Source organism: Maritimimonas sp. 2210JD6-3 (genome assembly GCF_056591795.1).
This window is the reverse complement of record NZ_JBWQOJ010000031.1, coordinates 1-21,910: the sequence shown is the minus strand read 5'-3', so window position 1 is coordinate 21,910 and position 21,910 is coordinate 1. Positions and strand designations below refer to the sequence as shown.

Below are 21,910 nucleotides of genomic sequence, written 5' to 3'. Positions count from 1 at the left end.
AGCTTATTTATAATTAACAATTTTGCAAAACAAAATTTAGAATATGGAAAATATTTACTTAATAATGATTATTGCGCTTGTTGTACTAGCGGCTGCAGATTTGGTTGTAGGCGTAAGTAACGATGCAGTAAACTTTTTAAATTCAGCAATTGGTTCAAAAGCGATTCCTTTTAGAACGATTATGATTGTTGCCAGCCTTGGTATTTTCTTTGGTGCCGTTTTTTCTAGTGGTATGATGGAAGTCGCTCGTAAGGGTATTTTTGTGCCTGGAGAATTTATGTTTAACGAGATCATGATCATATTTATGGCGGTAATGATAACCGACATATTACTACTCGATTTCTTTAATACATTAGGGATGCCCACTTCAACAACGGTTTCAATCGTATTTGAATTATTAGGTGCAGCAGTTGCTATGGCATTGATAAAAATTGGAGCATCAGACACCCAATCATTTACAGATTTAACAACATATATCAATACTGAAAAAGCAATGCAAATTATATCAGGTATTCTATTATCTGTTGTTATTGCTTTCTCTGTCGGTGCTTTAGTTCAGTATATTTCAAGATTAATCTTCTCATTTCATTATGATAAGAAAATAAAATATTTAGGAGCTTTATTTGGAGGTGGAGCATTAACTGCAATTACCTATTTCATATTTATGAAAGGTTTAAAAGGTACTCCATATTACAGCGAAGTAAAAGGATTGTTAGAAGGAAATGAAATCATGATTATTGTGGTAAGCTTTGTTATATGGACACTTCTTTCTCAGTTATATATGGGTGTATTAAAGAAAAACATCTTTGTTCCTATTATAGCGATTGGAACTTTTGGATTAGCGTTGGCTTTTGCTGGGAATGATTTAGTAAATTTTATTGGAGTTCCAATGGCGGCATGGCATTCTTATGAGGCCTGGACAGCATCGGGTGTTGAAGCTTCTGCTTTTTCAATGGAAGTTCTTTCTAAAAAAGTTCCTACTGAGCCAATTTTGTTATTTATAGCAGGAGGTATTATGGTACTAACTTTATGGTTATCTAAAAAAGCAAGAACCGTTGCTGATACAGAAATTAATTTAGCAAGACAAGGAGAAGGTGCAGAAAAATTTCAACCTAATGCACTATCAAGAGCAGTTGTAAGATTTACAATGCTTATCTCAAAATATACAGCTACTGTTATCCCAGATTCGGTTTTAAATAAAATTAACAGACAATTTGAAAAACCAATTGTTGCTTTACCGAAAGGTAAAACACACGAATTACCTGCTTTTGACCAAGTTAGAGCTTCAGTTAATTTAATGGTAGCCGGAGTGTTAATTTCAATTGCTACTTCTATGAAATTACCATTATCTACAACATATGTGACCTTTATGGTTGCTATGGGTACATCGCTAGCAGACAGAGCTTGGGGTAGTGAAAGTGCTGTGTATCGGGTTGCGGGAGTATTAAATGTAATAGGAGGCTGGTTTGGTACTGCAATAATCGCTTTTGTTGCAGCTGGGACGATGGCGCTATTAATAAATCTAGGAGGACCTACGGCTATTGCTATTCTTTTATTTCTTGCGGTGCTGTTATTAGCACGCAATTATATTCGTCACAAAACAAAGTCGAAGGAGCAAAAAGCTGAAGATAGTTTGAATGCTGCTGAAAGTAATTCTATTCAAGGCGTGATTGAAGAAAGTGCATCTAATATTTCAAAAGTACTAAAAAGGGTAAGTAAAATTAATGAATCTACTATCAACGGATTAATTAATCAAGACCTTGCTGCTCTTAAAAAAGCAAAAGGAACCGTTGTAAAGTTAGAAACAGAAATAGATGATATTCAAAACAATATTTTCTATTTTATTAAAAATTTAGATGACTCTTATGTTGGAGCAAGTAAATTATATATTGATGTTATTGGAGATTTACAAGATATGGCACAATCTTCTAGTTTTATAGCAAAGGCAAGTCACAAACACATTAACAATAATCATAAGGCTTTAAAAGTAAATCAGGCAAAAGAATTAAAAGAGATTGATTTAAAGTTGAATGGTTTATTTAGCAAAATAAGAGGTGTATTCGATGCGAAAGCATTTGACCAGTTATCTCCTATATTAGAAGAGAAACAGTTGTTACTTGACGATGTTAGATCTTACATTCAAAAGCAAGTTGAACGTACAAGAACTACCGAATCGAGTCCTAAAAATGCAACTTTGTATTTTAGTATTTTATTAGAAACCAAAGATTTAATAAAATCTTCAATGAGTTTATTAGAAGTTTATTCTCAAGAAAATCCTAATTTCAACAGATAAAAAATCTAATTTATTATAAAACAAGAGATGCCAATTGGCATCTCTTGTTTTATAATATTTATATTATTTTTACGTTATATAACTCGCTAAACATTATTACTTTTTATACAACCAAATCTATTAATGAACGTCGCTATTCAAGGAATTCAAGGTTCCTTTCATCATCTTGTTGCTACAAAATATTTCGGAAATAATATTTCTATAAATGAGTGTTCTAGTTTCTCAGAAATTCCTAAACTTTTAAAAGCAAATGCTGTTGATGCCGCTGTAATGGCAATTGAAAACTCAAATATTGGAGATATTCTTTCTAATTACGGTCTCATAGACAAATTTAACCTCAACATCGCTGGTGAATACTATTTACCAATGAAACATAATCTAATGGCTCTAAAAGGTCAAAGTTTAGAAGATATAAAAGAAGTCTGGTCACACCCCATAGCAATTCAAAATTGCGAACGTTTTTTAAGAAACTATCCTCAAATAAAAATAGTAGAAGAAAAAGATACTGCCTCTGCTGCAAAGCTTATAAAAGATAATAATCTAAAAGGTATTGCCGCTATCGCTAGTATAAAAGCTGCCGAAATATATAATTTAGGCATCCTTAAAAATAACATTCATAATGATGAAAATAACATCACTCGTTTCTTCATACTAACTAAAGAACGAGAACACAAAGAAGATGACTATTTAAATAACAAGGCTTCTTTAAAGTTTATGGCTCAAATGAAACTTGATAGTCTATCTGAAATTTTAAACGTTTGTAAAGATCATGGTCTTCAATTAAGTAAAATTCAATCTTTTCCTATTGCAAATCGCCCTTGGTCTTATTCCTTTTTTCTAGATTTAATGTTTCATAACTACCACAAATATTGCGAAGCATTATTATCTCTAGAAAATAAAGTTGAAGAATTAAAAATTCTTGGTGAATACAAAGAAAACAATCCTATTCTAGAAGAAATCATTAATTAAGAAAACGATATCGTAACTTTTTTATCATTACTATTCGATAAAAATTTGTTTTTTAAAAATTAAAAATTAGATTTGTTTCTTCTAATAAAGACAATGATTACAATTAACACTTGGCTTTCTTATTTTAACTTCTTTTATTTTTATAAAATGGAGCGAGGCTTTGTTGGTGTTAATTAATTAAAATAGTATAGCATTAAACTTAAAAGCCTCGAAATTTCGAGGCTTTTTTATTGATAAAAATGAATAGGCAAAATAGTATAGCAATACAAGGTATTAAAGGTTCTTTTCATCATGAAGTAGCAAAAAACTATTTTCATACTGACATGATACTTGAGGAATGCTTATCATTTCCAGAAATTCCTGATTTGCTAAATAGAGAGAAAGTTGATTATGGGGTCATGGCTATTGAAAATTCATTAGCAGGTGCTATACTACCAAATTATGCTTTGATTGATGAATATAATCTAACTATTAAAGGAGAGGTATATTTACCTATTCACCATCATTTAATGGCTTTAAAAAATCAAACTTTAAATGATATAAAAGAAGTATGGTCACACCCAATGGCAATTTTACAATGTAGAAAGTTTTTTAGAGCGTATCCGCATATTAAACTTGTTGAAGCATCAGACACTGCTGAAGTTGCACAGCAAATTCAAAAAAAGCAGCAAAAAGCAATTGCTGCCATTGCCAGCAAAGAAGCTGCTGCTATTTATGACTTAAATATCATCGCTGATGAGATTCAAACTAGAAAACATAATTACACACGATTTTTCATCTTAAAAAAGAGTAATGGTTCAATACCGATAAACGAAAAAATCAATAAGGCTTCTTTAAAATTAATTACAAATCACAAAACAGGTAGTTTAGCAGAAATTTTAAATATTTTTTCAAATAATAAGATAAACCTTACTAAGATACAGTCAATGCCAATTATTGATGAACCTTGGCAGTATGCCTTTTTTGTTGATGTTATATTCGATAATTATAATGTATATAAAAATTCGTTATCACAAATTGAGGAAAAAGTAAATAATCTGAAAATTCTCGGAGAATACCAACAAAGCAAACGTACATATGATCTCTAAAGCAAATCGGTTACTTAATGTAAAAGAATATTACTTCTCTAAAAAGCTAAAAGAAGTACGAGAGCTTATAGCTAAAGGTAAGCCTATTATTAATGCTGGTATTGGGAGCCCCGATTTACAAGCACCTAACCAAGCGATTGAAGCGCTCGAAAATTCGCTAAAAAACTTCGATATTCATGGATACCAAAGTTATCAAGGATTACCAGAATTAAGAGAAGAGATTGCTAAATTCTACAGTAAGCATTATCAAGTATCTATTGATCCAACTAAAGAAATTTTACCCTTAATGGGATCTAAAGAAGGTATTTTGCATATCGCTATGGCTTTCTTAAACAAAGGTGATGAAGTGTTAATTCCAAATCCGGGCTATCCTACATATACTTCGGTTACAAATTTGGTTGAAGCAAATCCAATATATTACGATTTGTCAAATCAAAATAATTGGTTACCAGATTTAAAAGCTTTAGCTAATCAAGACCTCAGTAAAGTGAAATTGATGTGGATTAACTATCCGCATATGCCTACTGGAGCTAGCGCTTCAAGAGAAGAGCTTAATCAAATAGTTGCTTTCGCTAAAGCACATAATATCTTATTAATTAATGATAATCCTTATAGTTTTATATTAAATCAGCGTCCTATAAGTATTTTATCAATACAAGGGTCTAAAGAAACTGCTTTAGAACTCAATTCCTTAAGTAAGTCTTTTAATATGGCTGGATGGCGTGTCGGTATGGTTCTAGGTTCACAAGAACATATTAAAGCTATTCTACAGGTAAAAAGTAATATGGATTCTGGTATGTTTTACGGAATTCAGCAGGGTGCCATTGAAGCATTAAAGTTAAATGATTCATGGTTTAAACACATAAATGAAATCTACGAAAGACGTAGAATGATTGCTTGGAAAATTTTTGATGCACTTAATTGTACTTATGATAAAAATGTTTCAGGATTATTTGTTTGGGCTAAAATTCCATCAGAAATAACTTCTGAAGTCTTTGCCGATGAGTTATTGTACAACTATAATGTTTTTATGGCTCCAGGTACTGTTTTCGGATCAAATGGGGAAGGCTATATACGACTCTCTTTATGTGTAAGTGAAGAAAAATTAAAAGAAATTTTAACGCGACTTTTAAACGAAAAATAAATGAAGAAAGTAGCAATTATTGGTTTAGGTCTTATTGGTGGTTCGTTGGCGCTAGAGCTTAAGAAGAATACCTGGGCAACAATTTATGGTATAGATAATAACCCTAGTCATTTACAAAAAGCACATGAATTAGGTATTATATTCGAAAAGGCTTCTCTTGAAATTGTAAAAGATGTCGATATCGTAATTATCGCTGTTCCTGTAGATAAAATCCCCGAATTAACAGTGAGCGTTTTAGATTTAATTCAGCCTGAAACACTTGTTTTTGATGTAGGTTCTACTAAAAATGAAGTATGTAAAGCAGTAAAAAAACACCCTAAACGAAAAAACTTTGTAGCTGTACATCCAATTGCAGGTACAGAATTTTCAGGGCCAAACGCCGCAATTTATGATCTTTTTAAAGGAAAAATAAACATTATATGCGAGCAGCATTTAAGTGATAAAAATAAAGTTGAGAACGTCGTGTCGTTGTTCAAAAAATTAAATATGAAAACTACATTTATAGACAATGCAAAACAACATGATGAGCATATTGCTTATGTTTCGCATTTATCACACATAAGTTCATTTATGTTAGGGAAAACAGTGTTAGAAATTGAAAAAGATGAGAAAAATATTTTCAATATGGCTGGCAGTGGTTTTCAATCTACTGTAAGGTTAGCAAAAAGTAACCCACAAACTTGGACACCCATATTTTTACAAAACAAAGAAAGTATCGTAAAATCATTAGATGAATACATTAAGAATTTGCAGTCTTTTAGACAACTAATTCAACACGAAAAGCGTGATGAAGTTTATAATGTGATGCTGAATACAAATAGAATCAAAAAAATACTTGATGGTATCATTATATAAACAAAAAAATTAAAAATCTGACAAACAATATATTAAAATAAATAAAATACTACTTAGTATTTTTTAACACTAATTAAACTTTATGGAATCTACAAATTTCTCAACATGGATAAAAAAAATGGAGCTTGCTCACCCATTAGTGATTGCTGGCCCATGTAGTGCAGAGACAGAAGAACAAATGTTAAAAATAGGGCATCAGTTAAAAAAGACAGATGCTACTGTTTTTAGAGCTGGAATATGGAAGCCTAGAACACGTCCCGGAAATTTCGAAGGAAATGGTGCAAAAGCCTTACCATGGTTAGCTAAAGTAAGAGAAGAAACAGGTATGTTGATAACAACAGAAGTCGCTAATGCTCAACACGCCAAACTAGCACTTGAATTTGATATTGATATCATTTGGATTGGTGCTCGTACAACAGTAAATCCTTTTGCTGTGCAAGAAATAGCCGATGCCTTACAAGGAACCGATAAAATAGTTCTTGTGAAAAATCCTGTAAATCCTGATTTGGCATTATGGATGGGAGCAATCGAAAGATTACACACCGCCAGAATTAAGAACTTAGGTGCCATTCACAGAGGATTTTCATCATTTAAAAAGACTAAGTATAGAAACAATCCGCAATGGCAAATACCTATTGATCTTAAAAACAAGTATCCCACGTTACCTATTATTTGTGATCCCTCACATATTTGTGGTGAAAGAGATGGTATTTTTAATGTATGTCAAAAAGCATTAGATCTGAAATTTGAAGGCTTAATGATTGAGACTCATTATGACCCAGATAATGCTTGGAGTGATGCAAAACAGCAAATTACACCCGAAAGACTTAATGAAATCACAGAGGATCTTCGTGTTAGAAAAGATCGTGTTGAAGAAAAAGACTCTCTTAAAAAACTTACGGATTTACGTAGTGAAATCAATCTCTTAGATCAACAACTTATAGAATTACTCGCCGAGCGTATGGAGGTAGTAGAAAATATTGGTAAAGTAAAAAAACAAAGTAACGTAGCTATTTTACAGCGCACTAGATGGCAAGAGATCATTCAAAAGATGATAGATCTTGGTGGTACGCATAATTTAAGTGATGATTTTATTGAAAAAGTTTTTAAGGCGATCCACCAAGAGTCTATTCAACATCAAGAAAAAATAGTAAATAACTAGTTATTACTACCTTTGCAGAAATTTTAAACTGAATGGCTCAGAAATATATCTTCTGCATGAAATGGGGTTCTTTGTATGGGGCTGAATATGTAAACCGCCTTTATTCAATGGTTAAGCGTAATTTAACCTATGATTTTCAAATGGTTTGCTTTACAGATGATGAAAAGGGGATTATAGATGAAGTAGTATGCTACCCGATACCAGAAATTAATGTACCGGGTAATTTACCTGAAAGAATGTGGAAAAAACTAACCACACTTAAAGGTGATTTGTATGGATTGGAAGGTACTGCCCTATTTTTAGACTTAGATGTGGTTATCGTAGATAGTTTAGATCCTTTTTTTGAAATTGAAGGAGAGTTCTTAATTATTAAAGATTATTTAAAACCAACGGGGAACTCGTCGGTTTATCGATTTGAAATTGGTAAACATCCTTATGTGTTTGATTATTTTTTGAAAAATTTTGATACCATAAGAAAACAGCATCGCAATGAGCAAGAATATCTAGTACAGGCTATTAAAGATCACGGAAATTTGAGTTTTTGGCCTAAGGCATGGTGCCCAAGCTATAAATACGACTGTGTTTCTCGAATTCCATTTGCTTTTTGGGTAAAACCCAGTATTCCAGAAAATGCGAAAGTTATTATCTTTCATGGAGAAATTAATCCACATAAAGCCATTAAAGGTGGTAGAGGTAAATGGTACCGTTATGTAGCTCCTGCTCCTTGGGTAGCAGATTATTGGAAATAGAAACTAAAAAAAACCTTAGCTCTTTCAAGCTAAGGTTTTTTCTTTCCGAGAAAACGAAATACTACTATCCTTCTAAAGTTGGAATACGTAATACTTGTCCTGGGTAAATTTTGTCTGGATGCGATAACATTGGTTTATTTGCTTCAAAAATTACAGGATACTTCATCGGATCACCATAAAATTTCTTAGCAATTTTACTTAATGAATCTCCACTTACAACAGTGTGAAATTGTGCCTCTGGTTCTTGAACAGCGGTCGTCATTTGATCATCTACGCTTGCAATACCTTCTGTATTTCCTACAACTAATATAACTTTTTCGCGAGTTGCTTGATTCTCTGCTTCACCATAAATAGTAGCAGTATCATCATCAACATTAATGTTTAACCCTTCAACATTCAACCCCAAAGCTTCAACGGCATTTGTTAGCTTAACAGCCTTTTCTGCTGCGGCTTCAGCTGCTTCCTCTTCAGTAGTTTTTCCAATGCCAAATATTTTAGCTCCAGCATTTTTAATAAATGAAAATAATCCCATGATTTAATTTTTGTTTTAATGATTAATAAATAATTTTCAATGTTGTGAATATACAATAAATTTCACAAATTTATTCGAATCTTTAATGAATGTATTTGATAAGATTCATCTCGACAATATCAATAGTTATGCCAATTTTTAACTATATTGTTATTAAATATTTAACACATGATTGTACATAATTTTGAAAATAATAATTCTATATTAAACTCTTTTTTAGCTGAAATAAGAGATGTACATATTCAAAAAGACACCATGCGATTTCGAAGAAATATTGAACGTATTGGTGAGATTTTAGCCTATGAACTCAGTAAATCATTATTATTTACTAAAAAAAATGTTGTAACTCCATTCGATGATCGGAAAATTGAGCTTCCTCAGGCAGATATAGTTTTGTGCTCAATTTTACGTGCGGGCTTACCATTACATCAAGGTCTTTTGAATTATTTTGATGCTGCTGAAAATGCGTTTATATCAGCATACAGAAAGCATAAAAACAACAAAGATGAATTTGATATTGTTGTTGAATACTTTGCGGCTCCTTCTATTAAAAATAAAACAGTGATTCTTGCTGATCCTATGTTGGCGACAGGAAAATCTTTAGTTGCTGTACATAAAGCAATAAAAAAACATGGTGATCCAAAACAGCTACACTTAGTTTCTGTAATTGGAGCAAAAGAAGGAATTGAATTTATCAACAATCATTTCCCTAAAAATACGCATTTATGGATCGCTTCTGTAGATAATGAACTCAATGCTAAAGGATATATTATTCCTGGATTAGGCGATGCTGGAGACTTATCTTTTGGTGAAAAATTATAATAGAAACACTACCCCTGTTAAAGCCAAAAAACAATATAAAAAAACTTCTTTAAACCACCTTTCTTCTACTATTTGTAAGTAATTAGTAAAAATTATTGATACCGGAAAAAATAAGAACATAAATTCAGAACCGTTTTTATTTGGCCAAGGTAAAATGACTAGAATTAGCAGAAAAAAATGATTAATCAATAAAAACCATGAACTTCTAAATTCGTTATTCACAGCATTGATTTTAAGTGTTGTCGGGAAAATAGACCATATTATAAAACCACAAACAAAAGATAACGGAATTAAGATTTTAAAAGAGTTATAAGCAGTATAAGAAAAATTATTTTCAAAATTTAAAATTGTTTCAAACAGAACAAATTCATTCATAGCAATAAGATAAACCGCATAAATAAATATGGGGCATATAAAACCAACAATGGGTATCAATACATTTTTCCATGTTGATTTATCAAATAAAAACAACGCTATAAAAACTAACAACAATAATACTGAACTCCATGGATAAATCAATGTAGCAATACCTATCCAAAAAGAGCTATCAAATAATTTTTCTGATACGTTTTTGGCTGTTCTTAAGCTGTAAATACGACGATAGGCAAAAAATAAAAATAAATTAATCAGTACTAATCTAAATTCTAAAATAGAAAACGAAAAAATACCTAGTAACATAACGAATAATAACAGGGCATACGAGTTGTCTTTTGTTAGATTATTCTTAGTAACAATAAAATTGAGTCCAAATAGAATAACTAATAATGACAAAAAGTAAAAAGCCCATTTTGAAAAAAAAAGTAAGCTTAGTTCACTTTGAGAATTTATAAATGTCGCTATAGTATAAACGAAAAAAAGTAAGCCAACAATCAGTAGAGTATTTATTGGTCGAGATTTTCTGAAAAAATTGGCAATCATTGCTTTATTTTATACTTTTGCTCTGTAAATATAAATAAGATATGATTGCGAACAATATTTTTAGAGCTATAGGTACTTTCTTTACTGATTATGGGTTTGGTATTTACGACGCATTCCGTTTTACAGATGGTTGGTGGGCTTCAAACATAGTAAACACCTTTCTTATCTTAATAGGCTTTATTGCCATGTTCTACTGGTTAGGCCAGATGTCAAGATATAATCGCATTGGCGATCATTCATAGCTTTTATAATTCTTCAAACATTACATTTTGGGTAGCAAAAATAAGTTAAAGCGTTTTCGCGAAAATGAAACTTTTGCTAATGTAATTCAACCAACTCGCGAAGAAGTTTTAAATGGTTTCTCTTTAAAAGGAAAATGGAATTATAGATTTGATAATAAGAACCCCATCGTTTTAGAACTTGGGTGTGGCAAAGGTGAATATACCGTAGCATTAGCAAGAAATAATCCAACTATAAACTACATAGGTATTGATATTAAAGGAGCTCGTTTTTGGAGAGGTGCAAAAACAGCACTAGAAGAAAATCTCACCAATGTGTGTTTTTTGAGAACTCAAATTGAACTTATTGACTTTTGCTTTGCGAAAAATGAAGTCAATGAAATATGGATCACCTTTCCTGATCCACAAATCAAGTTCAAACGAATGAAGCATCGGCTGACAAATCCTGATTTTTTGAAAAAATACCAAGCTATTCTTAACGAAAATGGGTTGGTACACTTAAAAACAGATAGTGAATTTTTACATGGATATACTTTAGGTATTTTACAAGAAGGTAACCATGATATACTATATGCTCATCATGATATTTATAGCAGCCCTCACTCTCCAAAAGAAGCTAAATTGGTACAAACATTTTACGAAAAGCAATTTTTAGAGCAAGAAAAAGCTATTACGTACGTCAAATTCAAAACAAGCTATAAATTATGAATTTTTTAGTTCATTTTGTTTTAGGATTTCTAACTTCTTTTATTGGTACAATACCTCCTAGTATGCTTAATATGACTACTGCAAAAATAAGTATTCAGCAAGAAAAAAAAGAAGCATTAAAGTTTGCTTTAGGGGTATCTATTATAGTATTCGTTCAAGCTTATTTAGCAATATTTTTCGCGAGGTATATTCACAATAATGCTAATTTCGAATGGTATATCTCATTGTTTAGTATTCTTATATTTACAGGACTATCAATTTATTTTTATAGAGAGGCAAAATCTGAAAAAAAGAAAACAGCTACGCATAACAAAGTATCTAAAAATAATTTTTCACTTGGGTTAATATTATCGTCTTTAAATATGTTTGCTATACCTTTTTATTGTGGGGTTGGTAGTTCTTTAAATATGTCTGGCTTACTTAAATTTGATAAAACAAACATTTTATTGTTTGTTCTAGGATCTAGTATTGGTACTTTTTCTTTACTATATGTTTATGCAAATTCAGCTATTCGCATTAGTAAAAAAGCTATAGTATTAACAAAAAACCTAAATTATATATTGAGTATATTAACAGGTGTAATCGCTTTAGTAACATTAATAAAGATAGTATGAGTGAATCAGCTAATTTTTTTGATAAGGTTTATAATGTCGCTCGCGAGATTCCCTATGGAAGAGTAACTTCATATGGTGCTATTGCTAAGTATTTAGGTGCTGCGCGTTCTGCAAGAATGGTTGGCTGGGCAATGAATTCTTCGGGTAAACACGAAGATGTTCCAGCACATAGAGTAGTCAATAGAAAAGGATTGTTAACGGGTAAGCATCATTTTCAAGGAACAAATCTAATGCAACAGCTATTAGAAAATGAAGGAATTAAGATACAGGACAATAAAATAGTTGATTTTGAAGTTATCTTTTGGGATCCGCATGAGAATCTCTGAAAAATATTCATTAATTATAAAAAATGTTTTATTTTTAATCTTTAAATAATTGACTAACTATTAAATGCTTGCATTTTTTTCATAAATTGCGCCACAAAAGGGAATATACATGAAAACTTACCATAAGCTCATTGCACTAATTTTTGTTTTTTGCTTTACTAAATCTTTTGCCCAGTTTGACTGGAGTCACGAAATAGGTGTCATTGCTGGTCCTGTAGCTATGCAAACTGATTACGGTGAGCGAAATCATTTACCTAGTAGCACACCAACCACTTTTGGTGTGGGTTTTGTTCACTATTTAAGTTTTTATGGTAATAATTATAACTGGAGAAATGGTGCAAGTTATTTTTCTGATCACTTTAAATTAAGAACTGAAATTTCTTATGTATTTGATAATAACCTTGAGCACAAAGGTCAATATATTGAACCTAATACAGAGTTTGCTGCAAAACTAAGAGCAATGAAAGGAAGTACTAAAATTTTTAATGTTGGTGTTCAGCTTGAATATTATTTTAAAAATTTAGAAGATTACGGACTTTTATTTAATAGCGGTGATCGTTTTTCACCTTATGTAAGTGCTGGTGTACAGTATAATTCATTTAGTCCAGAAATGACTACAAGTTTCGGTAGTGGTGATTTTGTAAATGATCCTTCAATTTTACCCACACCTTGGCAACAAAATGCTGTATTTCTTGAAAAAGATACTTCATTTTCATTTACTGCCAGTGCTGGTACACGTTACAAACTTGACAAATTCGATCTAGTGGCTGATTTAAGATGGCAGTATTTTTTTACAGATAGAATTGAAGGATTAGATGCTCCTAAAGACCTTTCTGGTAGTAAATTCAATGACACCTTAGTATTCTTTAGTATAGGTGCGGTATTTAACTTATCTGGTAACTAAAAAAGAGTAAATTTTATTTATGCTTCTAAAGCTTGATTAATATCTTCGATTAAATCGGAAATATCTTCGATTCCTACACTTAAACGTATTAGAGAATCTGTAATCCCTAATTTTTCTCGTTCTTCGGCTGGGATAGATGCATGTGTCATCACTGCAGGATGATTTGCTAAGCTTTCTACACCACCTAAAGATTCAGCTAGTGTAAATACCTTTAAACTTTCTAAAAACTTAAATGCTGCTGCTTTACTAGTGTCTTTTAATCTAAACGAAACCATTCCGCCAAAATCATCCATTTGTTTTTTAGCAATTTCATGATTTTTATCACTTTGTAACCCTGGATAAAAAACATCGCCAACTTTAGGATGATCGACTAAATATTTTGCTACGGCCATACCGTTTTCACTATGCCGCTGCATGCGTAAATGTAGCGTTTTAATTCCTCTAAGTGCTAAAAAGCTATCCATCGGTCCAGCGACAGCACCACCAGCGAACTGAATAAAATGTAATTGTTCTGCTAATGCTTGGTTGTTTACCATTAGAGCCCCCATTACCAAATCTGAATGCCCTCCTAAATACTTTGTAGCAGAATGCATAATAATATCAGCACCAAAATCTAAAGGCCTTTGCAAATAAGGAGTCGCAAATGTGTTATCTACTGCCACTAAAATATTTTCGTTATAAGATTTAGTTGCTTTAACTATTTCTTTTATATCAGCAATTTTCATCAATGGATTGGTAGGCGTTTCAATCCATATTAACTTGGTTTTATCATTAATAGCATTGGTAACGTTTGCAACTTCTTCCATATTCACAAAATGAAATTTCAATCCATACTTGCTAAATAACCGAGTAAACATTCTGTAAGACCCTCCATAAAGGTCATCTCCTGTGACAACTTCATCACCAGGATTTAATAATTTCAATACACAATCTATGGCAGCCAAACCTGATGCCATTGCAAAACCATGACTTCCGTTTTCGATTGATGCAAAAGCATTTTCTAAAGCTGTTCTTGTGGGGTTCGCCGCTCTTGCATACTCATACCCTTTATGTACCCCTGGGCTACTCTGAGCAAACGTTGAAGTTTGAAAGATAGGCGGCATCACTGCTCCTGTAGTTGGTTCATGTTGCTGCCCTCCGTGTATTGCTTTTGTATTGAATTTCATTTTATTTATAATCTTGGGATTAAACCAATTTTTTGAGCGCAAATATAGTTCCTAAATGAATTCCTTCATGAAAATTATTGAATGATATTGCATCTTCAATTGAATTCAAGGTTACATTGGCACTTGTTGTATATGTTTTATATTCTTTAAAAATATTGCGATTCAAATCTTCTTCAAAAATAGCTATCAGTGATACAAATTGTTCTTTTATTATATCAAACTCTTTTGTACTAATTTCTCTAGTAGGTTTTGTACCTTTTTTAAAATCATGAATCATTTCACCGGTTACCTTTGTCGGTAAATTAGATAAATCATAACACAATAACTGCTGTATCACTGTTAAATGAGCAATATTCCAAACAATATTATTTTTAAATCCTTTAGGAATCGTATTCATTTGAACTAATGATAACCCCTCTATGATTTTTAGAATGTTTTTTCGATTCTGTTTAAGAATTTCTAATTCTTTTTCCATTAAAAGTTACTTTTGTGTAAAAGTATCAAATTAAACATCTAATGAAAAAAATATATCATCTAAAAACATGTGACACTTGTAAACGCATTCTTAATCAGCTCCCTCTTAACGGCGTTACACTACAAGAAATAAAATCTGATGCTATTACCGTAGCTCAATTAGAAGCTCTTTATGCTTTATCGGAAAGTTATGAAGCTTTGTTTAATAAACGAGCCAAATTATACAAAGAAATGGGACTAAAAGATCAACTTTTATCTGAAGAAGATTACAAACAGTATATTTTAGAACATTACACTTTTTTAAAGCGTCCGGTAGCCGTAATCGATGGTGAAATTTTTATTGGTAATTCGAAAAATACTATAGAAAATCTTAAAAAAGCATTGCATTAATTTGCATGTTCTTTTAACCATTCTTGTGTTCTCAGCTCAGCATTTTCTCTAATATCTTTCCAGAAAAGATTAATATCTCCTGCATGATAATTTCTTAAAAACGACATAAAAAATCGCTTAGAAAACTTAGGATTGGTTGACCACACCAAGCCATCTATAATTTCAATTTCTAATGCTTTTTCATAAACTTTATCATTACTGAATAAAAACCCTTTATGTTAGTCTAAAGTGGTGTTTTTCTGATCATTTCCAACGAATATCCTTTTTATCTGTGATTAATGTAAGATATACATAAAAACACCAGCTTCTAAATCATTAATATCATCAAGTAAGAATTGTTGTAGGTTTTCTGGATACTTTAAGGGTAACACCGCCCAGCTGCTCTCTAAAGCATAATCAGGTTTTGGTGGAATTTTATTTTTTTAAAAATGGCTTAGTTACATAAACTGATTTGCAACTAAAAAATACAGTGGTAAAACAAAAAAGAAATATGATTTGAAGATTTTTAATCCACCTATTTCGCATAAATTATTTACCGTTTTTAAGCAAATTTTCTTTCTATTAAAGCAAAAAGGCGTTCTTCGTATGGTTCTTTACCTGACCAGTCATAATCAGGCTTTACTGTTTCGTTAATAAAATCTCTAGCTTCCTTTTCTGTTTTAAACGTATTAAGTTGTGATAAAACCCTGTTAAACTCATTTTGATTATAATTAAATAAATTATTGACAAAAGCGATCCTGTCATTTAATCCAACAGTAATTACTTTATTTAAAAGCTTATCATTTAAGGTTTTTTTTGAGCTTTCACCATCTTCTGTTTCATCAAATAATGATGCGGTTTTATCTGCAGAAATTGCATCTCTAAACTCTTCCTTAGAACTTATCTGATTCGATTTTAGGCTCTGAATATCAATTTTAACAGAGTCAAACTTCGGCTCAAAAATAGTTTCATCTTTATTCATTTCTTTAGGCTCTTCCTCCTCTTTTTTAAGAGGTTTTTCAACCTTCACTGGTTTAACCACTTCACTTACCTCAGCTGATTTTGTATTTGTAACTAAGTTAATCTTTTTTAAGATTTCTTCTTTAGTAATTGTAACGTTTGGTGTCGTTTCTAAATATTCATCTACAAAAGTAAGAACAGCTAATTTTTCATACACTTCACGTGCTTTATCTCGTAAAGCAATGGCTTCATCTTTATTCTTCATTTGTAAAATACGATGTGCTAAACTTATTAATTCAGCTTCTAGTTTTTTGTGCATAAAATGAACTTTTTATTTAAAAAAGGACTACTATTTTTAATACATTTGTTTCTGATGAAAAAACATATCTCTTAACTATTTCAACGCCGAAAATTACAAAATGTTTCTTGAAAATACCGTAAATCATGTAGAACAATTTGGATGGATCGAGGTAATTTGCGGCTCAATGTTCTCGGGTAAAACCGAAGAGTTAATACGACGTTTAAAACGTGCCCAATTCGCTAAACAAAAAGTAGAGATTTTTAAGCCCGCAGTAGATATTCGTTATGATGAAGAGAAAGTTATTTCTCACGATTCTAATGAAATACGCTCTACACCAGTACCCGCAGCAGCAAATATTCGAATTTTAGCAAATGACGTTCAGGTAGTCGGTATTGATGAAGCTCAGTTTTTTGATGATGAGATAGTCTCTGTTTGTAATGATCTCGCCAATAGAGGTATTCGCGTTATTGTTGCTGGATTGGATATGGATTTTAAAGGAAATCCTTTTGGACCCATGCCTGCTTTAATGGCTACAGCAGAGTACGTTACAAAGGTTCATGCGGTTTGTACAAGAACTGGTAATTTAGCTCATTATAGCCATCGAAAAGTAAAGAATGACAATGTTGTCTTTTTAGGTGAAACTGAAGAGTATGAACCCTTAAGTAGAGCTGCATACTATAAGATTATGCTTCAAGAAAAAGTTCAGCAGCTAGAAGTTAAAGATGTTGAAGAAGTTTCTCCAAAAGAAAAAAGCTAATGTCTCAAGCTCAAGAAACTATTTTAGAAATTAATCTTGGTGCGCTTGAGCATAATTATCAGTATTTAAAATCTAAACTTAAGCCAACCACAAAATTCTTAGCAGTAGTTAAAGCCAATAGTTATGGTGGTGATAGCACCATTATAGCACAACACTTAGAGAAATTAGGGGTAGATTATTTTGCTGTTGCCTATACAAATGAAGGGGTTGAACTTAGAGATGCTGGAATTAGAACGCCTATTTTAGTTTTACATCCGCAACCTGTAAACTTCAAAAAAATTATTGAGCGATGTTTAGAACCCAGTTTATATAATGCTAGAGTTTTCACTAGTTTTTTAGAGTTTACCAAGGTAGAAGCACAAAAGGAATATCCAATACATATTAAATTTAATACTGGATTAAATCGCCTTGGATTTTGGGAAAATGATGTAGATTATATTCTTAATAAGTTAAAAGATACTAATTGTGTTCGAGTAAAATCTATTTTTTCACACCTTGCAGCTAGTGAGGACTTAAATGAAAAAACATTTACTAATAATCAAATTGATACCTTCAAAAAAATTACTTCAGAATTTGAAGAAAAAATAGGTTATAAATCAATGTCACATCAATTAAATACTTCAGGTATTTTCAATTATGCCGAAGAAGCTCAATTTGATATGGTACGTTCGGGCATTGGCTTATATGGTTTTGCTAATGAAAAAGAATTAACCTCTCAATTACAAAATGTGTTTAGCTTAAAATCGGTGATTTCGCAAATACATCATATTGAAAAAGGAGAATCTGTAGGTTATAATAGAGCTTTTAAAGCTTCAGAATTTATGAAAACGGCAACCATACCCATTGGTCACGCTGATGGCATTTATAGAAGTCTTAGTAATGAAAAAGGCTTTGTTCAAATTAATGGAAAAAAAGCACCAATTGTTGGTAATGTGTGCATGGATATGATTATGGTTAATATTTCAGAAATAACATGTAATGAGGGTGATGAGGTAATTATATTTGATAATCAAACTACAATAAATGAGCTTGCCAGAAATAGTAATACGATCTCCTACGAATTAATTACTGCCATTTCTCAAAGGGTAAAAAGAATTGTGATACAGTAACTATTTTTTCTATATTGCGCACATTATTAACCAAATAAAAGAAAATCATGTTAAAAGAATTTAAAGATTTTATTATGACTGGTAACGTAATCGATTTTGCGGTTGCGGTTATCATGGCTGGTGCTATTGGTGCAGTAATTAATGGTTTTGTGTCTGATATCGTTATGCCAATAATCGGTGAATTTACGGGTGGAGTGAATTTTGCTGATCGCTTTATAGAGTTATCTCCAGCTACAGGTATTGAAGGTGAAGCTGGTTATAAGCCAGCTAATGTTATTAAGTGGGGGAGCTGGTTAAATACCATTATTAGTTTAATTACCGTAGGTTTTGTAATGTTTATAATTGTAAAAGCGTATAACAAAACGAGAAAACCTGAAGAAGAAGCTCCTGCAGGACCATCTCAAGAAGATCTTTTAACAGAAATTAGAGATCTACTTAAAAAGTAAAATCTTTTTGAATAAGTAATGAAAAGCCTGAATAAAATTTTATTCAGGCTTTTTTATTTTTAAATGTAACCTTTTACATAATCTGTGGTATTTAGTATAGAACCAACTCAAAATCATCATACAAATTGAATCAATTAACCGATGAAGAAATAATGAAGCAAGTTGCTTTAGGCGATCTGGATAAGCTTACAGTTCTCTTTGAAAGATACCACATTCGAATCTATAATTTCTTTAATAAAATGGTTCGAAATAAAATGGTGAGTGAAGATTTGACTCAAGATGTTTTTGTAAAAATAATGAAGTATCGAACTTCTTATAAAAATGGAAACTTTACTTCTTGGATTTATACCGTAGCACGAAATATATTTTCGTCTTATTATCAAAATCAAAAGAAGGAACAATCAAATATAGTTGATGACGATAAATTGGTTTCAAATGATTTTGTAACAGAAAATAATGATGAGGATTTAGATCATTTACAAACAGCGCTTTTACAACTTAATAACGCTGATAGAGAATTAATAGTCATGCATCGTTTTCAAGAGATTAATTATCAGCAAATAGCTGAAATTGTTGGTAGTAATGAAAATGCGGTGAAAGTAAAAGCACATAGAGCATTAAAGAAGTTAAAAGACATTTATTTTAAAACAATTACACAATAAAACGATATAAAATGGAATGCAAAGAGATTCAAAATAAGTTGGTAGATTATATCGAAAATAGTCTAACTGAAAATGATAGCACTGCTATTTCTAAACACTTAAGTAGCTGTGTCTCTTGTAAAAAAGAACTCGATGAGGTTCAAAAATTTTTGGATGTAGTTTCAAATCAAGCTCAAGAGGAACCTTCCAAAAAATTACGGTTAAAATTTGAAAAGGCTTTAGCTGAAGAAAAAGAACTCTCAGAAACTAAAGTTATTAATCTAGAACAAAGATTTAATTATAAATTATTTTTAAAATATGCAGCTGGTATTGCTTTACTTATTAGTGCCTTTTTCTTTGGGAAATTTCAGAAAACAAATCAGCAAGCTACTGAGATTAGTGAGTTAAAGAATGAAAGTTTACATAATAAACAAGCAACGATGCTCGCTCTTATGGAGAATGAATCTGCCAGTAAACGCATTCAAGGTGTTCAATATATCGATAAATTTTCTAATCCTGATCCTGAAATTGTTGAAGCACTAGTTAAAAGAATGTTGCTTGATGAAAACACCAATGTTCGACTCACAGCTGTTAATGCATTAGAGGCATTCATTGCATCAGAAGCAGTAAAAGATGGCTTTATAAAAGCGTTAGAAACAGAGAAAGATCCTGCAATACAAATTAGTATTATCAAATCATTGGTGAAAATTCAAGAGAAAAAAGCAATACAACCTATGCAAAAATTACTTGAAGAAGAAGAAACTCAATCTTTTGTGAAAGATGAGATAAAAACAGTATTAACAAATATCATTTAAATCAAAAAACGAATAGTTATGCAAAAAATAAGAATCTTTTATTTGGCCTTAATTTTAGCCTTAACAGTAAATGCACAAGAATATATTCATTCATTAGATGGCATACAATGGGTGAAAATAGAGTCGAAAGCAGATGTGACTGTAAGTACACACAATGATAATAAACTTTTAATAAAATCAGACAGTAATTCTGAAGTTCCTAAAAGAGCGAAAGGATTAAAATTAGTTGGTGAAGGCGAAACTGCGAATACCGATGTCGGATTTTATGTTGTAAAAGAAGGTAATAGTCTAATTGTAAAAAACCTTAGAAAATCTCATAATTCTGAGATTTTCCTCCCTGCATCACAAAATATTTCAGTTGTAACGAATTGGCATGGTGATATAGAAATTGATGGGTTTTTAGGAGAAATAGAAGCCACTGCAAGATTAAATGGCAGTATTAAACTCGAAAATATAAGTGGCCCATTAACCGCAAATACATTAAACGGAACTATTGAAGTCACTTTTAATAAAGTTGCTCAAAGCTCACCTATTACTATCTTTTCTACCAATGGGGCATTAGACATTAGCCTTCCTGAAAAAACGCCGGCAGATGTTTCTTTTGGAACTATAAACGGCGACGTATATACAGATTTCGATCTCAAATTGCCTAGTAAAAATGGTTTACGAGCTATTACTTCTAAAAGAGTTAAAGGATCAATCAACGGTGGAGGTGTAAACATTCAGCTTAAAACCACTAATGGCAACATTTACTTAAGAAAAAAATAATTGTATCATGAAAAATATACTTTCACTACTATTCATTCTTTTCGTAAGTTTTTTACAAGCGCAAAAGATTATAGAAAAGAATATTGAATATAACAATGAGTACATCGAGTTAGAGGTAAAATTTGCCTCAGAAATAGAAGTAAAAACCTGGGATAAATCTACTATTTATTTTAAAGCAGATATTTATACAAGAAATGGAAATTATTTAGATCTATATGAATTAGATATAAATAAAAATTCATCATCGATAAGCATTGAATCTAATGCAGAACCTATCTTAAAAAAGTCATGGCAAGATTATAGAAAAAATAACCCTGGTAAAAAAAGAGGCTATTATTATAGCAATGAAGATCCAGAATACAAATTTACATACGTTCTTTATGTTCCAAAAAATGCTAAATTTAAAGTAAGTAGTATCAACGGAAGTCTTAAATCTGATATCATTGAAGGAAATTTCACCGCAGATTTAATTAATGGAAACATCGATATTGCAACATATACTGGTAATTTAGACCTGAAAACAATTAATGGAGAAATAGATCTTAAAATGATCAATGCAGATCTAATTGCAGAGACTATTCATGGCGATATATATGCCGATGAGAAATTAAAGTTTACTTCTAAAGATCATCATGTGGGTCAGAAAATATTTGGAAAGACAGCTACCGGTAAAAATCGAATACGATTAAATACGATTAACGGTAATATGTACCTACGACTTTAAATATTCATATAGGCAAGTGAAACCCGAGAGCATCTCGGGTTTTATTTATTATACTCT

The 21,910-nt window shown here is 31.4% G+C and carries 26 protein-coding genes; 21 read left to right on the top strand and 5 right to left on the bottom strand.

Features of this window, described 5'->3' with window-relative positions; genetic code table 11:
- The first annotated feature begins 43 nt into the window (after positions 1-43).
- The 7 genes from AC1EUY_RS12340 (at position 44) to AC1EUY_RS12310 (ending at position 8,260) form a co-directional block, all read left to right on the top strand.
- Positions 44-2,293, top strand: coding sequence for an inorganic phosphate transporter (locus tag AC1EUY_RS12340; RefSeq protein ID WP_480195850.1), 2,250 nt, complete (start codon positions 44-46; stop codon positions 2,291-2,293).
- 123 nt (positions 2,294-2,416) lie between these two features.
- On the top strand, positions 2,417-3,262 hold the full coding sequence (locus AC1EUY_RS12335; protein ID WP_480195849.1) for a prephenate dehydratase: 846 nt from the start codon (positions 2,417-2,419) through the stop codon (positions 3,260-3,262).
- Between the two features lie 239 nt (positions 3,263-3,501).
- On the top strand, positions 3,502-4,350 hold the full coding sequence (locus tag AC1EUY_RS12330; protein WP_480195848.1) for a prephenate dehydratase: 849 nt from the start codon (positions 3,502-3,504) through the stop codon (positions 4,348-4,350).
- Positions 4,340-5,494, top strand: coding sequence for a pyridoxal phosphate-dependent aminotransferase (locus AC1EUY_RS12325; RefSeq protein WP_480195847.1), 1,155 nt, complete (start codon positions 4,340-4,342; stop codon positions 5,492-5,494). Before AC1EUY_RS12330 ends, AC1EUY_RS12325 begins: the two co-directional genes overlap by 11 nt.
- Positions 5,495-6,349, top strand: a complete 855-nt coding sequence (locus tag AC1EUY_RS12320; protein WP_480195846.1) for a prephenate dehydrogenase — start codon at positions 5,495-5,497, stop codon at positions 6,347-6,349.
- A gap of 82 nt (positions 6,350-6,431) precedes the next feature.
- Positions 6,432-7,511, top strand: coding sequence for a chorismate mutase (locus AC1EUY_RS12315; protein WP_480195845.1), 1,080 nt, complete (start codon positions 6,432-6,434; stop codon positions 7,509-7,511).
- 32 nt (positions 7,512-7,543) lie between these two features.
- The gene (locus tag AC1EUY_RS12310; protein WP_480195844.1) at positions 7,544-8,260 is read left to right on the top strand and encodes a glycosyltransferase; all 717 of its coding nucleotides are present in this window, start codon (positions 7,544-7,546) and stop codon (positions 8,258-8,260) included.
- A gap of 64 nt (positions 8,261-8,324) precedes the next feature.
- Here the strand turns inward: AC1EUY_RS12310 and lysM are convergent, their stop codons facing one another.
- Positions 8,325-8,792 carry a peptidoglycan-binding protein LysM gene (gene lysM, locus AC1EUY_RS12305; RefSeq protein ID WP_480195843.1) on the bottom strand — a complete coding sequence of 156 codons (468 nt, stop codon included), beginning with the start codon at positions 8,790-8,792 and terminating at the stop codon, positions 8,325-8,327.
- Positions 8,793-8,960: 168 nt separating this feature from the next.
- Here lysM and upp point away from each other — a divergent pair, with 168 nt between their 5' ends.
- Complete coding sequence (gene upp, locus AC1EUY_RS12300; RefSeq protein WP_480195842.1) at positions 8,961-9,614, top strand: uracil phosphoribosyltransferase; 654 nt, start codon at positions 8,961-8,963, stop codon at positions 9,612-9,614.
- On the opposite strand, the gene AC1EUY_RS12295 is transcribed toward upp, so the two are convergent.
- Entirely contained in the window at positions 9,609-10,532 is a 924-nt protein-coding gene (locus AC1EUY_RS12295; protein WP_480195841.1) for a DUF6427 family protein, read from the bottom strand. The genes upp and AC1EUY_RS12295 overlap by 6 nt on opposite strands.
- Before the next feature lie 41 nt (positions 10,533-10,573).
- Here AC1EUY_RS12295 and AC1EUY_RS12290 point away from each other — a divergent pair, with 41 nt between their 5' ends.
- From AC1EUY_RS12290 to AC1EUY_RS12270, 5 genes are all read left to right on the top strand, one after another.
- On the top strand, positions 10,574-10,774 hold the full coding sequence (locus AC1EUY_RS12290; RefSeq protein WP_480195840.1) for a DUF6341 family protein: 201 nt from the start codon (positions 10,574-10,576) through the stop codon (positions 10,772-10,774).
- A 27-nt stretch (positions 10,775-10,801) separates the two neighbouring features.
- Positions 10,802-11,479 (top strand): tRNA (guanosine(46)-N7)-methyltransferase TrmB, encoded by a 678-nt coding sequence (gene trmB / locus AC1EUY_RS12285; protein ID WP_480195839.1) that lies wholly within the window; start codon positions 10,802-10,804, stop codon positions 11,477-11,479.
- Complete coding sequence (locus AC1EUY_RS12280; protein WP_480195838.1) at positions 11,476-12,093, top strand: LysE family transporter; 618 nt, start codon at positions 11,476-11,478, stop codon at positions 12,091-12,093. The genes trmB and AC1EUY_RS12280 overlap by 4 nt, the downstream gene beginning before the upstream one ends.
- The gene (locus tag AC1EUY_RS12275) at positions 12,090-12,419 is read left to right on the top strand and encodes an MGMT family protein (protein WP_480195837.1); all 330 of its coding nucleotides are present in this window, start codon (positions 12,090-12,092) and stop codon (positions 12,417-12,419) included. The genes AC1EUY_RS12280 and AC1EUY_RS12275 overlap by 4 nt, the downstream gene beginning before the upstream one ends.
- 109 nt (positions 12,420-12,528) lie before the next feature.
- Positions 12,529-13,323: a THC0290_0291 family protein gene (locus AC1EUY_RS12270; RefSeq protein ID WP_480195836.1), complete on the top strand. Its 795-nt coding sequence runs from the start codon at positions 12,529-12,531 to the stop codon at positions 13,321-13,323.
- Between the two features lie 17 nt (positions 13,324-13,340).
- Here the strand turns inward: AC1EUY_RS12270 and AC1EUY_RS12265 are convergent, their stop codons facing one another.
- Positions 13,341-14,489 (bottom strand): cystathionine gamma-synthase, encoded by a 1,149-nt coding sequence (locus AC1EUY_RS12265; RefSeq protein WP_480195835.1) that lies wholly within the window; start codon positions 14,487-14,489, stop codon positions 13,341-13,343.
- Between the two features lie 19 nt (positions 14,490-14,508).
- Positions 14,509-14,964 carry a DinB family protein gene (locus AC1EUY_RS12260; protein ID WP_480195834.1) on the bottom strand — a complete coding sequence of 152 codons (456 nt, stop codon included), beginning with the start codon at positions 14,962-14,964 and terminating at the stop codon, positions 14,509-14,511.
- A gap of 41 nt (positions 14,965-15,005) precedes the next feature.
- Between AC1EUY_RS12260 and AC1EUY_RS12255 the strand changes: the two genes are divergently transcribed.
- A complete protein-coding gene (locus AC1EUY_RS12255; protein ID WP_480195833.1) occupies positions 15,006-15,353 on the top strand; it encodes an arsenate reductase family protein in 348 nt (115 codons plus the stop codon).
- A gap of 541 nt (positions 15,354-15,894) precedes the next feature.
- On the opposite strand, the gene AC1EUY_RS12250 is transcribed toward AC1EUY_RS12255, so the two are convergent.
- Positions 15,895-16,611 carry a hypothetical protein gene (locus AC1EUY_RS12250; RefSeq protein WP_480195832.1) on the bottom strand — a complete coding sequence of 239 codons (717 nt, stop codon included), beginning with the start codon at positions 16,609-16,611 and terminating at the stop codon, positions 15,895-15,897.
- 100 nt (positions 16,612-16,711) lie between these two features.
- Here AC1EUY_RS12250 and AC1EUY_RS12245 point away from each other — a divergent pair, with 100 nt between their 5' ends.
- The 7 genes from AC1EUY_RS12245 (at position 16,712) to AC1EUY_RS12215 (ending at position 21,853) form a co-directional block, all read left to right on the top strand.
- On the top strand, positions 16,712-17,350 hold the full coding sequence (locus AC1EUY_RS12245; protein WP_480195831.1) for a thymidine kinase: 639 nt from the start codon (positions 16,712-16,714) through the stop codon (positions 17,348-17,350).
- Positions 17,350-18,459, top strand: coding sequence for an alanine racemase (gene alr, locus AC1EUY_RS12240; RefSeq protein WP_480195830.1), 1,110 nt, complete (start codon positions 17,350-17,352; stop codon positions 18,457-18,459). The genes AC1EUY_RS12245 and alr overlap by 1 nt, the downstream gene beginning before the upstream one ends.
- A gap of 47 nt (positions 18,460-18,506) precedes the next feature.
- On the top strand, positions 18,507-18,905 hold the full coding sequence (gene mscL, locus AC1EUY_RS12235) for a large conductance mechanosensitive channel protein MscL (protein WP_480195829.1): 399 nt from the start codon (positions 18,507-18,509) through the stop codon (positions 18,903-18,905).
- Positions 18,906-19,030: 125 nt separating this feature from the next.
- On the top strand, positions 19,031-19,567 hold the full coding sequence (locus AC1EUY_RS12230) for an RNA polymerase sigma factor (protein ID WP_480195828.1): 537 nt from the start codon (positions 19,031-19,033) through the stop codon (positions 19,565-19,567).
- A gap of 11 nt (positions 19,568-19,578) precedes the next feature.
- The gene (locus AC1EUY_RS12225) at positions 19,579-20,361 is read left to right on the top strand and encodes a HEAT repeat domain-containing protein (RefSeq protein WP_480195827.1); all 783 of its coding nucleotides are present in this window, start codon (positions 19,579-19,581) and stop codon (positions 20,359-20,361) included.
- An 18-nt stretch (positions 20,362-20,379) separates the two neighbouring features.
- Positions 20,380-21,129 carry a DUF4097 family beta strand repeat-containing protein gene (locus tag AC1EUY_RS12220; RefSeq protein ID WP_480195826.1) on the top strand — a complete coding sequence of 250 codons (750 nt, stop codon included), beginning with the start codon at positions 20,380-20,382 and terminating at the stop codon, positions 21,127-21,129.
- 7 nt (positions 21,130-21,136) lie between these two features.
- On the top strand, positions 21,137-21,853 hold the full coding sequence (locus tag AC1EUY_RS12215) for a DUF4097 family beta strand repeat-containing protein (RefSeq protein WP_480195825.1): 717 nt from the start codon (positions 21,137-21,139) through the stop codon (positions 21,851-21,853).
- The last annotated feature ends 57 nt before the right edge of the window (positions 21,854-21,910 follow it).